The sequence below is a fragment of the Leptospira sanjuanensis genome, assembly GCF_022267375.1.
Classification (GTDB): domain Bacteria; phylum Spirochaetota; class Leptospiria; order Leptospirales; family Leptospiraceae; genus Leptospira; species Leptospira sanjuanensis.
Genome location: NZ_JAIZBH010000001.1, coordinates 2,164,690 through 2,178,644 on the forward strand (window position 1 = coordinate 2,164,690; position 13,955 = coordinate 2,178,644).

General features: G+C 45.2%; 11 protein-coding genes. 7 read left to right on the forward strand and 4 right to left on the reverse strand.

What is annotated here, in order from left to right:
- Positions 1 to 138 precede the first annotated feature (138 nt).
- Positions 139 to 2,109 carry a SpoIIE family protein phosphatase gene (locus LFX17_RS09715; protein ID WP_406600671.1) on the forward strand — a complete coding sequence of 657 codons (1,971 nt, stop codon included), beginning with the start codon at positions 139 to 141 and terminating at the stop codon, positions 2,107 to 2,109.
- Positions 2,110 to 2,207: 98 nt separating this feature from the next.
- The gene (locus LFX17_RS09720) at positions 2,208 to 3,899 is read left to right on the forward strand and encodes an FAD-binding oxidoreductase (RefSeq protein ID WP_238746363.1); all 1,692 of its coding nucleotides are present in this window, start codon (positions 2,208 to 2,210) and stop codon (positions 3,897 to 3,899) included.
- Between the two features lie 72 nt (positions 3,900 to 3,971).
- On the opposite strand, the gene LFX17_RS09725 is transcribed toward LFX17_RS09720, so the two are convergent.
- The 3 genes from LFX17_RS09725 to LFX17_RS09735 all read right to left on the reverse strand — a co-directional run bounded on the left by LFX17_RS09725 (position 3,972) and on the right by LFX17_RS09735 (position 7,681).
- Positions 3,972 to 4,739, reverse strand: a complete 768-nt coding sequence (locus LFX17_RS09725) for an enoyl-CoA hydratase/isomerase family protein (RefSeq protein ID WP_238730077.1) — start codon at positions 4,737 to 4,739, stop codon at positions 3,972 to 3,974.
- A 125-nt stretch (positions 4,740 to 4,864) separates the two neighbouring features.
- Complete coding sequence (locus tag LFX17_RS09730) at positions 4,865 to 5,653, reverse strand: LolA family protein (protein WP_238730078.1); 789 nt, start codon at positions 5,651 to 5,653, stop codon at positions 4,865 to 4,867.
- A gap of 18 nt (positions 5,654 to 5,671) precedes the next feature.
- Positions 5,672 to 7,681 carry a tetratricopeptide repeat protein gene (locus LFX17_RS09735; RefSeq protein ID WP_238746365.1) on the reverse strand — a complete coding sequence of 670 codons (2,010 nt, stop codon included), beginning with the start codon at positions 7,679 to 7,681 and terminating at the stop codon, positions 5,672 to 5,674.
- Between the two features lie 134 nt (positions 7,682 to 7,815).
- Between LFX17_RS09735 and LFX17_RS09740 the strand changes: the two genes are divergently transcribed.
- The 5 genes from LFX17_RS09740 to LFX17_RS09760 all read left to right on the forward strand — a co-directional run bounded on the left by LFX17_RS09740 (position 7,816) and on the right by LFX17_RS09760 (position 12,539).
- Positions 7,816 to 9,105 carry a hypothetical protein gene (locus LFX17_RS09740; RefSeq protein ID WP_238746366.1) on the forward strand — a complete coding sequence of 430 codons (1,290 nt, stop codon included), beginning with the start codon at positions 7,816 to 7,818 and terminating at the stop codon, positions 9,103 to 9,105.
- Positions 9,080 to 10,210 carry a cysteine desulfurase family protein gene (locus LFX17_RS09745; RefSeq protein WP_238730081.1) on the forward strand — a complete coding sequence of 377 codons (1,131 nt, stop codon included), beginning with the start codon at positions 9,080 to 9,082 and terminating at the stop codon, positions 10,208 to 10,210. Before LFX17_RS09740 ends, LFX17_RS09745 begins: the two co-directional genes overlap by 26 nt.
- 63 nt (positions 10,211 to 10,273) lie before the next feature.
- Complete coding sequence (locus LFX17_RS09750) at positions 10,274 to 10,960, forward strand: LA_2272/LA_2273 family lipoprotein (RefSeq protein ID WP_238730082.1); 687 nt, start codon at positions 10,274 to 10,276, stop codon at positions 10,958 to 10,960.
- 122 nt (positions 10,961 to 11,082) lie between these two features.
- Entirely contained in the window at positions 11,083 to 11,790 is a 708-nt protein-coding gene (locus LFX17_RS09755; RefSeq protein ID WP_238746369.1) for an LA_2272/LA_2273 family lipoprotein, read from the forward strand.
- Between the two features lie 2 nt (positions 11,791 to 11,792).
- The gene (locus tag LFX17_RS09760; RefSeq protein WP_238746371.1) at positions 11,793 to 12,539 is read left to right on the forward strand and encodes an LA_2272/LA_2273 family lipoprotein; all 747 of its coding nucleotides are present in this window, start codon (positions 11,793 to 11,795) and stop codon (positions 12,537 to 12,539) included.
- 166 nt (positions 12,540 to 12,705) lie between these two features.
- Here the strand turns inward: LFX17_RS09760 and LFX17_RS09765 are convergent, their stop codons facing one another.
- Positions 12,706 to 13,851 carry a deoxyguanosinetriphosphate triphosphohydrolase gene (locus tag LFX17_RS09765; protein ID WP_238730085.1) on the reverse strand — a complete coding sequence of 382 codons (1,146 nt, stop codon included), beginning with the start codon at positions 13,849 to 13,851 and terminating at the stop codon, positions 12,706 to 12,708.
- Positions 13,852 to 13,955: the final 104 nt, after the last annotated feature.

The following is a 13,955-nucleotide window of genomic DNA, read 5'->3' on the forward strand; positions in this document are numbered from 1 at the left end:
TTTTTCATAAAAATATGACAGGATCAATCCTCTTATATCGGTTGTGCAAAATCAATAATTTTATAATTCGACTTCTTGGATTCTAAAATCGAAAACTCTGATTGAAAAAAAAGTAATTCTGAAAAGATTTGAGCTACGATGAGTTTGTCTAATTCTTTCAAAAGATACCTGCGCCTTCTATTTGACATCAATGAAGATAGGATCCGGCATGAGAGAGAATATATGGACGATCTCCATAGACAGGCTCGATTTCTCCATTACCCGGGTTCTATTATCGGAATCTTCGTTTGGCTCGGATTCGCGTTAGACACCGATCGAAAGCTTCACCCCGAATTTCCGGAACTATTTTATTTCCGAATCGGTCTTACTCTCTTAAGTCTTTTTTTCCTTGTCGCTCTGATCATCGATCGTGTTTTAGGAACCAAAATTCGCGGGAAAGGATTGGAATGGGCCTACATTCTTTTTCTTTATATTTTGAATGCGACGGCCTTTTTTACGGGAAGAATCGCGGATGATCCGAATTACGTTTCCGGTTTACAGATCGTGGTCATGTCCATAGTATTCATGCCCTTTCCCCGGAAATTTTTATTTTCCGTTTACGGGCTTTCCATCGCCGCCTTTCTCTGCGGCGTTCTCCTCTACCATCCGAATCTTTCCACGGACCAGGCGTCGTATTCGATGCAGAATCTTGCGATCAGTTACGTCCTCGCGGCATTCAGCGGATTTATCGTGGAACGATACCGTTTTTCCAACTTCATCAGTCATTTTAAGATCTTGGAAAAGAATCGTGAAATCTCGGAGAATATGGAGCAAATCCAAAACTTAAAGGAAAAACAGGACGGAGATTATTTTCTTACTTCTCTTCTTCTCGATCCTTTGATCGCAAAGAAGACCGAGAACGGTCCCGTCAAAATCGATTTCGCTCTCAACCAATATAAGAAATTCATGTTTCGCGAAAAGGAATACGAACTCGGCGGCGATTATCTCAGCGCCTACGATCTAACTCTTCAAGGAAAAAAGTTCAAAGCGTTTATCAACGGAGACGCGATGGGAAAATCCATCCAAGGGGCCGGCGGGGCGCTCGTCTTGGGGGCCGTTTATAACTCGGTCATCATCCGTTCCAAAATGGATCCCGATTCGGCGGATCGTTCTCCGGAACGCTGGCTCAAGGATTGTTTTACGGATCTTCAAAAAGTATTCGAAACCTTCGACGGAAGCATGCTCGTTTCCGCGGTTTTAGGACTTGTGGAAGAAGAAACGGGAACATTATACTATTTGAATATAGAACATCCTTGGCTGATTCTTTTCCGAGACGGAAAAGCTTCGTTTATCGATCCGGAAACCCACTTTTACAAACTCGGCGTGGGCGGAATCAACGCGCAAGTTTATGTGCGGCTCTTTCAAATGAAACCGGGCGATCGGATTTTCTGCGGTTCGGACGGAAAAGACGATCTGATCCTGGACGAATCCGCGGACGGGAAAAGAAAGATCAACGAAGACGAAACGGAATTCTTACGCAGAGTGGAAGAGGCAAAGGGAGAATTGTCGGAGATCGAAAATCTACTTTTATCCGTGGGCAGTTTTTCGGACGACTACAGTCTTTTGTCCATCGAATATAACGGAAAGGGCTTCCGATCGGAAACAAACGATCGATTCTCCCGTGCAAAAAAAGCGGCTCTTTCCAAAGACTTTTCAGGTGCGTTGAAAGAGTATGAAAATTCCGAGAAGGATATTTCCGATTCTCCCGAAGAACTCAAACTCCTCGCGAGACTTTTGGAAAAATCGGGAGATATCGGCCGCGCCCTCGAAAACGCGAATCGCGCCTTATATCTGGATCCGGTGGATCATGAACTTCTTTTACATTCTTCCGTTTTGGCAAAACGGGAATATTCCAAAAGTAAGAATGCAGAGCTTTTGAAAAAAGCGGAGGAATCCAGCGAGCGATTCCGGCTTCGTTTTCCGAATCATGTCAAAAATTTAATTCATCTCGCGGACATCTATCGGCTTCAGGGCAATCGCTCTCGATCCAAGTATTTGATCGAAAGAGCGGCCGAACTGGAACCGAACAACGAAAAAGTTTTGGAATTGCAAAAGCTGATCTCTTCGTAACGATTCGATCGGAATTCTGTTGCGAATTTCGATCGAATCTGCATGCTTGGCGATTCGGACAGTTTTATTTTTAAGAATCATTCGGAGATTTTAAAACGATGTTTTATACGGAACTCAATTCAAAGATAGACTATTCAAGGGATAACTTGAGATGGAATGCATGGGGCGCCTACGGACAAGACTTCTTTAGAGTCGGTCAGATGCAGGACATCCTCGCCTTTCTCGCGGACGAATTCAAGATCTCCGAGATTCGAAAAACCCCTCCGGTTGCCCTGGAAGAAATCACACTTCCGAAATCCTCTTTGAGTCCCGCTCAAATCCGTGAACTCGGCAAAATCTGCGGAAGCAAACATTTCTCCACCGAACGTAGAGAAAGAGTTCTTCATTCCGCGGGAAGAAGCTACTACGACGTTCTTCGACTTTCCTTCAACACTCTCAAGGCGTTCGTAGACGGAGTTATTTATCCAAGTAAGGAATCCGAGATCGCAAAGATTTTGGAATACTGTAGTAAAAACAACATCACCGTAATTCCTTTCGGAGGAGGTTCCTCCGTGGTCGGCGGTTTGGAAGTGGTGAAAGGGAAAGGGCAAAAAGCGGTTCTTTCATTGGATACGACCAGGATGGATTCCCTCTTATCCTTGGACAAAGAAAGTTATCTCGCGACCTTTCAAGCGGGGATTTACGGACCCAAACTCGAAAAATTGTTAAACGACAAAGGATTTACTCTCGGACATTTTCCTCAGTCTTTCGAATATTCTACGTTAGGCGGATGGATCGCGGCGAGAAGCGCGGGTCAACAATCCAATCGCTACGGTAAAATCGAGGAAATTCTTACGAGCTTGAAAGTAATCACTCCTTCCGGAACGGTGGAAACACTCCGAGAACCGGCCTCTTCCACGGGACCGGATCTGAATCAGATCTTTGCGGGAAGCGAGGGCTTGCTCGGAATCATTACCGAGGCGACCGTCAAGATTCACAAACTTCCGGAAACGAGAAAGTATTTCGGAATCGTTTTCCCGAACTTTTCGGCCGGTTTGGATTTTATCCGTGAAGTCAATCATAGGGAAATTCCGACTTCCATGATTCGTCTTTCCGATAAAAACGAAACTCGTTTGTATCAAACGTTAGGCACTCTCGGTAAGAAAAACACTCCGATCCGCTGGATCAAAAATATCATTCAAAATCAGGTTCTACGCTGGAAGAATCTCGGCGAAGATAAATGTGTGATTCTTTTGGGACTCGACGGAACGAAAGAGGATGTTTCTCAGAATTTCTCCAAGATCAAACCTCTGATCGGTAAACATAAGGGATTGTATGCCGGAACACATCTCGGAGAACAATGGATTCATTCCCGATACAACATGCCTTTCTTACGCAATCACGTGATGGAAAACGGCCTCGGTGTGGATACGATGGAAACCTCCACGACCTACGACCGGGTTCTACATCTTCACAAGGAAGGGATCGCTTCTCTGGAAAAATCGATTCCGGGTTCGATTGCGATGTGTCATATCTCTCACAGCTATCACGAAGGGGCGTGCCTCTATTATACGATCCTGTTTCCGATGGACGAAAAGAAACCGGCGGATCAGTGGTTTAAGATGAAACGGATGGTTTCGGATACGTTCTATCAAAACGGAGCGCCGATCTCCCATCACCACGGCGTCGGATTCGATCACAAGGTTTGGTATGAAAAAGCGACTTCCAAACCGGTGCTACTCGGATTACGCGCTTTCAAAAAAGAAGTAGATAAAAAGGAAATTTTAAATCCTGGGAAAGTGTTTCACTGAAGTAAGAATTTTAAAATCAAAAAGCCGGCATAAAACCGGCTTTTTGATCTTCGTATATTCTAAAATTAGAATTTACTGAAATACGGGCCTTCTTCTTTCGAGAATGGACTTCATTCCTTCCTGACCGTTTCGGGAAAAAACCGCCTCGGATAGAAGTTTCACGTCTCGTTCCGCGTTGTGTTCAGCAAACATACGAACCGGATCGCGGAGAGCGATTTTAATTCCAGTAACCGAGCCCATAGCCATGTCCTTGAATTGATCGCAGTATTTACGCGCACGCACGAGAAGATCCTCGGAAGATGCGGCAACCTCGTCGATCAAACCGATCTCGAGCGCTTCTTCCGCTTTGAGTCCTTTTCCCGAATACAAAAGGTCTCGTGCCTTTGTGATACCCACGGTTTCTTTCAACATAAACCCGGCGACCGAAGGAAAGTTGATTCCGATTTGAGATTCTGGAAAACCGAGTCTTCCTTTTTTTTCAACCATGATTCTATAATCGCAAAAGATCGCGTAAACGGCGCCGAGCCCCATGGAATGTCCGTTCATCGCGCAGATCAGAGGTTTTTCAAAAAAGAGAAGTTTGGAAGCGGTGTCGAGAGCAAGACGAAGAACGTCTTGAATCTCCGCCAATGTTTTTCCCACGAAAATTTCCGGATTGAATCCGTTGGAAAAAAACTTCTCGTTTTTGGAAGTAAGGATCACCGCTTTGACGGAAGGATCTTTTGCCGCTGCTTCCAACTTTGCGGAGATGACTTTAAAGAATTCTCCGTCGAGGGAATTGACCTCGTTGGTTTCGATGTAGAGTTCGAGAACGTGATTGTTTTTAATTTCGGAAAGCATTTTCGCTCCTTGGATTCATAGTAGTTCGAATCGTTTGAACGTGCGTTTAAAAAACGCTTCGTTCTTATTCCGGATTTTTCCAAATTGAATCCGGAAAGAATGTTGTAAATCTCGATCTTGGTTTTTTAAAACTGAAATTTGGACGCCGGAATCGTTTCCGACAAAGCGATCTTTTTCATTTTGATCTCGATCTTGTTCTGATCCGAATTCGTGTTCGGTTCCACGATTCTTGTGATCGTAGTTTTCGGAGGAAAAGAAATCGTTCCCTGCACTTTCGTAATCGCCTTGAGATTGCTTTTTTTGGAAAGAAGTTCCACGGAACTGATTCCAAAATCCGTCATCCAAAACGTAATGTCCTCTCCCGGTTTTTTGACGAGAATCGCCTTTTCCGAAAGATTTACGAAGATGGGATCGTTCCCCGCAAGTCCGGAACTGTTGTTGGAAAGCAAAGAATACAAAACCGGAAACGGAATCGTGGATTGTTTTTTGCCGCTCGGATCTTTAAAAAGAATATCGCCCATCGGAAGAACCTGCGGCCCTCCGTTTGCGGTCTTGATATGAATCGAATTCCCGTCCGTATAAACCCGGGAAACGATCATTCCGAAAAAAGGATCGGAAAGTTCGATGTACATCTTTCCCGAAGGTTTGTCGTAATAGATTTTTCCGTCCGCGGAAAAACTTTCCTTTTTCGGAACGAAATTTTCCACACGCATGGAGAATTCCCCCGAATAAGAGGAATTCTTCGTTTCCAAATCGCGGACCGATTTTAAAACACGCGCCGCATCCGGATTTTTGGAAGAAAGGAATTTCAGATTTCCCTTATCGGGAAAGGAAATCTCCTCGATCTGTTGACTTGTACATCCGATCGCGAAAAGAGAAACCATTAGAATTGTTGCATAAAGAGTCTGTTTCATAACTTGAATTTTCCGAGATTATTTTCCGGGTTTAAGACCGGAGTGTTCCGAAGATCCGTTTTGCAGTTTTTTTTGAATCCTGGAAATGTCTTCCTTCTTCTTAAATAGTTTGAGGCTTTTTTCCCAATAGGCGGTCGCGTTTCGTCCTTGGTTTTTTTCCTTATAAACGTCGCCGATATGTTCCAGAATCACGGGGTCTTCTTCCCCTTTGTCCTTGAGAATCTGATAGGCAAGCTGCAGATGCAAAAGCGCCTCGTCGAGATTTCCTAATCTGAAAAATATCCAACCGAGGCTGTCCTGATACGCTTCGTTGTCCGGAGCGAGTTCGACCGCTTTTTGAACCAGCGCGAGGCTTTCTTCCAGACGAATCCCTTTTTCCGAAAGATAATATCCGAGATAGTTGTAAGCCATCGGATTTCCGGGATCGATTTCGATGGACTTTTTCAGATCCTTTTCCATGGATTCCTGTTGTTCCAACTTCTCATGGACCGAAGCTCTGTAAAAATAATAGACTCCGTTTTGCGGATCGGTTTCGATCGCAGCATTAAATTCTTCTAATGCTTCTTTGTATTTTTCCCTCGAAGCCAAAACGATCCCGAGCAGATAACGCGCATAAGACATTCCGGGTTGAGTTTTCAATACGTTTCGAATGATCGCTTCGGCTTCCTCTTTTTTTCCGGGAGGTTCGGCGCGGAGCAAATACGCGAGATGCAATTGAAACTTGAGCTTGTCCTCTTCCTTTTGCGCTTTTTCGGCGGCTTTGCGCGACATCAAAATCGCCCGGTAGATGGAACCGGATTGTTCGTGACAGGATGCGAGAAAATCATAGATTTCCGCTTCTCCCCATTCCGAAGCGGAATCAGACGCGAGCAACGCACGATTGGCCGTTCGTTCCGCGAGTTCGAACTGCTGCATATTGAATACGAGTTCAGCGACTTCTCGAAGTTCCTTCCGATACAAGGAAGAATTCTTCTCCTTTTCGTAGATATCCAACATTCCGAGACGAACCGCGAGTCTGCCCGGAAGTTTTTCCTTTACGGGTTGAAGAATATTCTTCGCTTCCGAATATTTCCCCAAAAGAACGAGATACAACCCTTCCAAAACGCTTCCTTTCGGGATTTTGGACTGCTGATTCAGAATATTAAAATATTCGAATGCGGTAGCCTTACTTTCGATGAAATACATCTCCGCCAAAAGGTGTTCCACCGAGGAAAGATTTTTTTTGGATTTGAGGATCTTATTCAGTTCCTTTCTCGCGGAAGAGAATTTACCGAGCTGATTGTAGATCTTGGCAAGTGTCAATCGCGCCGTAATATCGCTCGGATTCTGCTGGACGTACGAAGTCAGAAAATACAAGGCCTTTTTGTTTTGACCGTTCGCGAAATACATTTCCCCGAGTGATTTGTCGACGAAGGATCTGTATTTCGGATTTCCTTCCCGGTTGCGAATCGAATCGCTGAGAGACGTTAAATACAGAATCGCTCTCGGATAGTTTTTGAGCTCTTGATTGAGGGAACCCAAAAGATATAAGAAATCGGAGTCGTCCGGAAATCGACTCAGATTCGCTTCGAGATAATCGCTGGATTTCTGGAATTCACCGACCCGAATCAGAATTCTCGCTTTTAAAAGATACGCGTCCCTGAAGTTTGCATCCGTGAGAATCGCCGCGTCCGCTTCCTTTTCCGCGTTATCAAACTGACCGAGATAAAAATGCACGTTGGCCTTGGCTACTCTTGAAACCGGAGAAACCTTTCTTTGCAGAACGTCCGAACATAGAATGTATTTTTCATAATGCTCGACGGATTCTTCGTAGCTCTTTCTGGATTTTTCCTGAGAAGGAATCTTTGCGGCGTCGGTTTGTTTTTCAAACGCGAGCGAAAGAAAGAATTCCGGCGCAACCGTCGACCCGGAATACTCGCATTCTTCCTGAGCATGCGAGACAGTCGTGAAGAGAAGAAGCAGCGCGCAAAACGAAAGAAAACGGAAACCGGGAAGTCGGGAAGCGATTGTATTATTTGCTTGATTCATTCAGGTAATCGGACAGATTTGAAAAGAATGTTCCACGAAACAGGAACCATCCTCTCAGCAGGTCCGGAATTTCATTTTGCAACCGATCCGTCCAGGAGTCGAATCAATTTTCCAACGCGTAGGAGTCTCCCACTTTGTTAACTTACATTCGGGAAAATCGAAAGTATGTCTTTCTCTTAATTCTCGTTTGGGCGATCGCCGCGGCATGGATTCTTCCGAACAGATATAAATTATTGAGTAAACTCGCCCTGATGATTCGACCGCCGGGCTACGATCGCCAAACCGCCGAAGAATTTATCGAAAAGGGAGACGCGATTCTTCAAAGGGAAATCGCCTATCAGGATTTAGGGGAAAGAATTCCCGATCTCGAAATTCTGAAAGAAGCTTGTTTGTACTATTATTCTTTGAGTGAAAGAGATACGGTTTTATACAGACCGTCCTGGACCGATTCTATGTCGATCTGGAGATTCAAGGATTCGGGTAGGAGGGAAGAATCCTCCGAGAAAAAAATTTCTTCCAAAACGAAATCCAGAAATCCGATCACGGGAAGTTTTAATCCGGGAGAATATTGGAAGGTCGCCTCTCCGAACGTTTTGGAAGCGCTCGATTATTACAAGCGAGCCTTGAATTTTTCCGGACCCGATTTTTCCGTTCCGAAAAAGATCGAAAAGACCGCGCTCGCCGTTTGCAGACCGGAAGAGGTTTTACTCGCCTACGCAGACTACGTTCGCAACACGGAAGAAGCGGTTCGAGTTGCGATGGAGAAAAAGAAAAAACCGAAATCGTTTTTTTCCTGCGCTAACAACGAAGAGCCGGATAACGTATTGACCGAAAAACAAAATCAGATGCGGGTTTGGTCCCAGATCAAATCGAATTCGTTCGTGATCGATCCGGATCGAAATCTCAAAGTAAACGCAAACGATTTCAAAAAAGCGTTGAACCTTCTCGCGTTCGGAATCTATAGAACCGGCCTCAATTCGATTTCTCCCTTGGAGGCGGACGGAATTTTGGAAAAGCTGTTGTTCTTTTCCGATCCGGGCACGGTCGAATACGATGAATTGCTGTTCAAACGGGGAATGCTCAATTATCAACTCGGCAAACGCGATCCGTTCTTTTTCAACAAAGCGATTTTTTATTTCACCGAAGCGGCCCGATCGGAACTTTTGGACAAAGGCTCCGTATTCGAATCCAAATTGATGATCGTCCGCGCTGAAATCCGAAAAGGACAACTCGATTCCGCGCTTTTGGAATTGCAGAAACTCGAAACGGATCTCTACACGATCGATAAAGCGTATCGAGTGACTGGCAGCGGAAGAAGCGATCTCGTAGAAGACAGAAAAAAACTTCTTCGATACGTTTTACGAAAAAAAGGAAGATACGAAGAAGCGGACGAACTCTATGTCGAAGAAGATTCGTTATTTTGATTACAACGCGACGCATCCTCCGTTCGCGGAAGTGATTTTAGAAGTTCAAAAGGATTATCTCGATGACTTCTATAACCCTTCGGGCGCGACCCGATTCTCCTTAGCCAGACAAGGAAAGATAGAATCCGCTCGAAAGACCCTGGAGGATTACACCGGAAAACCCGCGAAAGAATTCGTCTTTTCCTCCACGGGAACGGAGGCGAATCATTTGATGACGCAGGCGATCCGCGGTAAGTTTTCCGGTTCCGCGATCGTATCTTCTTTGGAACATTCCTCGATGTATTCCGCGTTGGAATTTGCCGGATTTACGTTTCGAAAAATACGTTCGAATCCGAACGGAACCGTCGACCTGACCCATCTCGAAACATTGTTAAACGAAGAAGCCGCTCCGATTTTCGTTCTTCACGTAGCCAACGAATCCGGAGTCGTTCAACCGATCGAAGCGATTTCCTCTCTTGCAAAACGATTTTCCGTTCCTTTGTTTTCCGATCTGATGCAATCCTTCGGGAAACTGGAGATTCCATTCGAACTTCTCGACGGGTTTACGTTTTCCGGTCATAAGATCGGAGCCGGAATGGGCGCCTCGGGAACTTGGGTGCAAAGCGACCTCGTTTCCGAAAAGGAATTCGCGATCTTTCACGGCGGCAATCAGGAGAACAATCACAGAGCCGGAACGGAAAATTCTCCCGCCATACTCGCTTTTTCCGAAGTTTTAAAGAGAAGAATTCCCGAACAAAAAGAAAAGCTGGATCGAGCCGAACGGTTTCGGACAAAGATTGAATCCGTTCTGGAAGAATGCGGATGTATTTTAATCGGAAAGGAATCGGCTCGGATTTCCACGACTTCCTTCTGTCTATTGCCAACGGACGACGTGGATTTTTTTATGATGGGAATGGAAGAATCGGGCTTTGTCGTTTCCACAGGCTCTTCCTGTAAATCCAGATCTAGAGAACCGGCTCCTTCCCTTCTTTCCATGGGCTATTCGGAAGAAGAAGCTCTTCGAGCGATCCGCATTTCGACAGGCTGGTTTACGACCGAGGAAGAAGTGGACGAACTTTGCCTGCATATCCGCAAAGTCCTGCGAGCCTTGACGGACGATTTATAAGGAAAGGATCTCGTTTGGGTTTACAAAATCTTCTTTCATGGATAACGAGAATCAGGTGAAACTATGATACGAATCTTCATCCATTCCGTTTTTCTAATATTCTTCTCTTTGATCAGTCTCGATTGCGGAATTGCCCTTACCACTCGGGCGACCCTAAAACTTCCTCCGCAAACGAAAACGGAAATTCTTCGAGTCAATGTGATCTACGGCGAAACGTACCGTATGCACGGATTGAATCTCGGATTCGCGAATTTCGTTCAAAAGGATTTGATTGGAATACAACTCGGAATCGTAAACGGGGCTGAAGAAGGTACGGGAATTCAAATCGGCGCGATCAATAATTCGAAGCCTTCCTTCGCTCTTTTGAAGATCGGAATTCTTAATTTGAACTTCTTTTTGGATTCGGGGAGACCGCAACCGGGAGACACACCGGAAAACCGAGAACGCAGAGTAAAAGGAGATCTTGCTTTTTCCGTCGGCGTCGCCAATCTTGCAAGCGGCAAAGTGAATTTCGGATTATTCAACTACGGATACGGCTTCAACGCGGGGTTGATCAATTGGAACGGGGAGGGTTCCGCCGTCTCGATCGGCGCGGTCAACATCGGCGAAACGGAGAATTTTCAGATCGGAATTCTTAACTTTTGCAAAGAAGGACCGATTTCCTTCATGATCGTCGCGAACTATTGCAGACCGGGTTGGACGGAAAACTCCTCTGCAAACGAAAATACATTCGCACCGGAAACAAAATAAATTCTTTCCAAACAAAATTCGAAAAAAGTCTTTTTAAAAAGTTTAGAACCCTTTCCTTTCGAAATAATATTGACAACGAATTTTCTTCGGTTCCAATTACGTCGCACAATCTAACACGAATCATGAAATACAAAATCAAACCTACCGTTTATCTCTTTTCCCTTTTAGCCTGGATCGCGACAACTAACTGCGGTTTTGCGCTGACTCCCCGGATCACGACTCGGATTCCACCCAAAACGGAAACGGAAGTATTCCGCTTAAACCTTCTCTATGGAGAACTCAAAAATCTCGCAGGGGTCAACGTAGGCGTCGTCAATATCGTGGAAGAACGGATGATCGGCGGCCAACTCGGGATCGTAAACTTCTCCGAGAAAAAAACGTACGGAGCCCAAATCGCGGTCGTTAATTTATCCGAGAACAAAGGGGCCGGGATTCAGGCGGGGATCGTCAATTATTCCAAGGGAGAATCCAGCGGAATTCAAGCCGGAATCGTCAATATTGGAAGTCAACGATCCGGATTCGATATTACCATCGGTGCCGGAAACTTTGACACGAAAGGACTGATGATCGGAGGCGTGAATCTATATTCGAACGGTGTCAACATCGGAATTCTCAATGAAAAAGCGGGAGGCTTTAATCTGGGCGCTTTGAACATCAAAAGCGGCGGCGTCAACGTAGGAATTCTCAACGGAGGGAGCGGTATTCATATCGGTTTGATCAACTCCGGCGGCGAAGAGGAAACGGACGGACCCACGATGCAGTTCGGACTTTTAAACTTCTGCGGAAAAGGAACCTTTCCCATTATGATCGGATTCAACTACTGTAAATAACAATGAAACATACAAATTCTAGAATATTCAAAATTCATTTTTTATCTCCGGCTAAATTTTCGATTTTTCTTTTTTTGCTGAGCTGCGGAGTCACGGGATTCACGAACGAACATTCCGTCGTCCGCGTTCCCGTAAAAACCGAAACCGAAGTCTTTCACGCCAACTTTCTCCATGGAGAAGTGAAAAACTTATACGGACTGAACTTAGGAGTCGTCAACATCATCAAAGAACGATTGATCGGCTTTCAAGTGGGAGGCGCGAACGTCTCCGAAGGAAAAACCTATGGGGCGCAGGTCGGAGTGATCTATAACTCCGCAAAAAAAGGCGGTTTTACCGTTCAAGCCGGAGTCGCGAACAATGTGGAAGACGGCGGAGCCGGAGTTCAGGTCGGCATCTATAACAAAGGCGAAAACAAAGGCCTCTTTATTACGGCGGGCGCCTACAATAGAGGCGGAAGCGGAGCCAACATAGGATTGATCAACAACGAGGGATTCGGCTTGAATGTCGGCGGATTCAACTACGGCTACGGAGTCAACGTCGGCGTAATCAATTCCGGAAAAGGACTCAGCATCGGGGCTTTGAACCTCGGAGAAGACGGAAATCTTCAGATCGGGATTTTGAACTTTTGCACGGAAGGTCCGTTCCCGATCATGATCATTGTGAATTATTGTTCTAAACCGGCGGAAACGATCGAGCCCAAACCGGCGGCGACAAAAGTCGACACGAAGATCGCCCCGGCCGACAAGTAAAACAAGAAATCCCGAACGAAGAATTACCGAGCGTCCAAATTGCGCGTTTCTAAACGAAATACTGCTTCGAATCTAAAAACGGCGCGACTCGAAACCGAAAGCCGACTTTTCAAGGCAATATTCAAAAAATAGAACATTTTATTTTTTGAATATTCGGAAATCTGCTTCAAGGCAAGGACTGATAAATTCTTTCGGCATATCGATCGGTCATCCCGGCCACATAGTCGCTGATGACCCGATGCAAGGATTCGTCTTCGATTCTTTCCTTATACGTTTCCGGAATCTTTTCCGGATGTTTTAAAAAGTAATCAAAGAGGGATTCGATGACCTTCTTACCATAATCGCTCATACGAACGAGATCCTCGTGACGATAGAGCTTTTCGAACAAAAATGATTTTAATTCTCGAAAATACGAATGGATCTCTTCCGAAAAGGATGCGATGCGAATATTTTGTTTCCATAGAAGCACCAAATCCTCGGTGGACCGCACCTGATTTTTTTCCAATTGTTGAGAAATATTTTGGATCAGATCGGAAACCATGGAATTCGTAAGGGTTCGAATCGCGGTTCGCACGAGAATTTTTTCGCCGGCGTCCTTGTATTGCAACTTGCAATTTTCGTAAACTTCTTTCCAAAACCGATTTTCCGATAAGTCTCCGAGATGAAGATAACCCATCTCCCAACCGTCTTCGATATCATGACTCGTATACGCGATTTCATCCGAAAGATCGGCGATCATTCCTTCGAGCGACGGCCCGCTTTCTTTTCTTTCCAACAACATCATCGAAGGATCGTAATCGGTTCCGTGTTTCATCAAACCTTTGAGAGTTTCTCTACAAAGATTCAAACCGGGGAAGTTCGGATATTTTTTTTCGATGGCGGTTACGATTCTAAGAGATTGTTTGTTGTGTTCGAATCCTCCGTGATCCTTCATCAAACCGGATAATACTTCCTGACCGGCGTGACCAAACGGAGTATGACCCAGATCGTGCGCCAAAGCGATCGTTTCGGATAAGTGAGAATTGAGTCCGAGAGCGCTCGCGATCGTTCTGGAAAGTCCCGCGACCTCCAAAGTGTGAGTCATTCGATTGCGGTAATTCTCCCCGACGGAAAAAATAAACACCTGGGTTTTGTATTGGAGCCGTTTGAACGCGCTGGAATGAAGAACCCGATCCCGGTCTCTTTGAAACGGAAGACGATAGGAATGTTCCTCTTCTTCGTAGATCCTTCCTCCGTTATTCGCGCTGGAAATCGCATAGGGTGCAAGTCCCTCTTTTTCTTTTTGAATCAAATCGTCTCTGGAAAAGTACACGTTTTACAAAATTTCGAAACTTTTCCGAAAAGTCCCCCCACTTTTTTTGTTTTGTTTACTGCTATTTTACGGGACACGTTTTTTACTGTCCTTGAAATCCTCAA

Coding starts and splice junctions, on each gene's coding strand:
- LFX17_RS09715 (WP_406600671.1), top strand. CDS start 139: ATGAGTTTGTCTAATTCTTTCAAAAGATACCTGCGCCTTCTATTTGAC.
- LFX17_RS09720 (WP_238746363.1), top strand. CDS start 2,208: ATGTTTTATACGGAACTCAATTCAAAGATAGACTATTCAAGGGATAAC.
- LFX17_RS09725 (WP_238730077.1), bottom strand. CDS start 4,739: ATGCTTTCCGAAATTAAAAACAATCACGTTCTCGAACTCTACATCGAA.
- LFX17_RS09730 (WP_238730078.1), bottom strand. CDS start 5,653: ATGAAACAGACTCTTTATGCAACAATTCTAATGGTTTCTCTTTTCGCG.
- LFX17_RS09735 (WP_238746365.1), bottom strand. CDS start 7,681: ATGAATCAAGCAAATAATACAATCGCTTCCCGACTTCCCGGTTTCCGT.
- LFX17_RS09745 (WP_238730081.1), top strand. CDS start 9,080: ATGTCGAAGAAGATTCGTTATTTTGATTACAACGCGACGCATCCTCCG.
- LFX17_RS09750 (WP_238730082.1), top strand. CDS start 10,274: ATGATACGAATCTTCATCCATTCCGTTTTTCTAATATTCTTCTCTTTG.
- LFX17_RS09755 (WP_238746369.1), top strand. CDS start 11,083: ATGAAATACAAAATCAAACCTACCGTTTATCTCTTTTCCCTTTTAGCC.
- LFX17_RS09760 (WP_238746371.1), top strand. CDS start 11,793: ATGAAACATACAAATTCTAGAATATTCAAAATTCATTTTTTATCTCCG.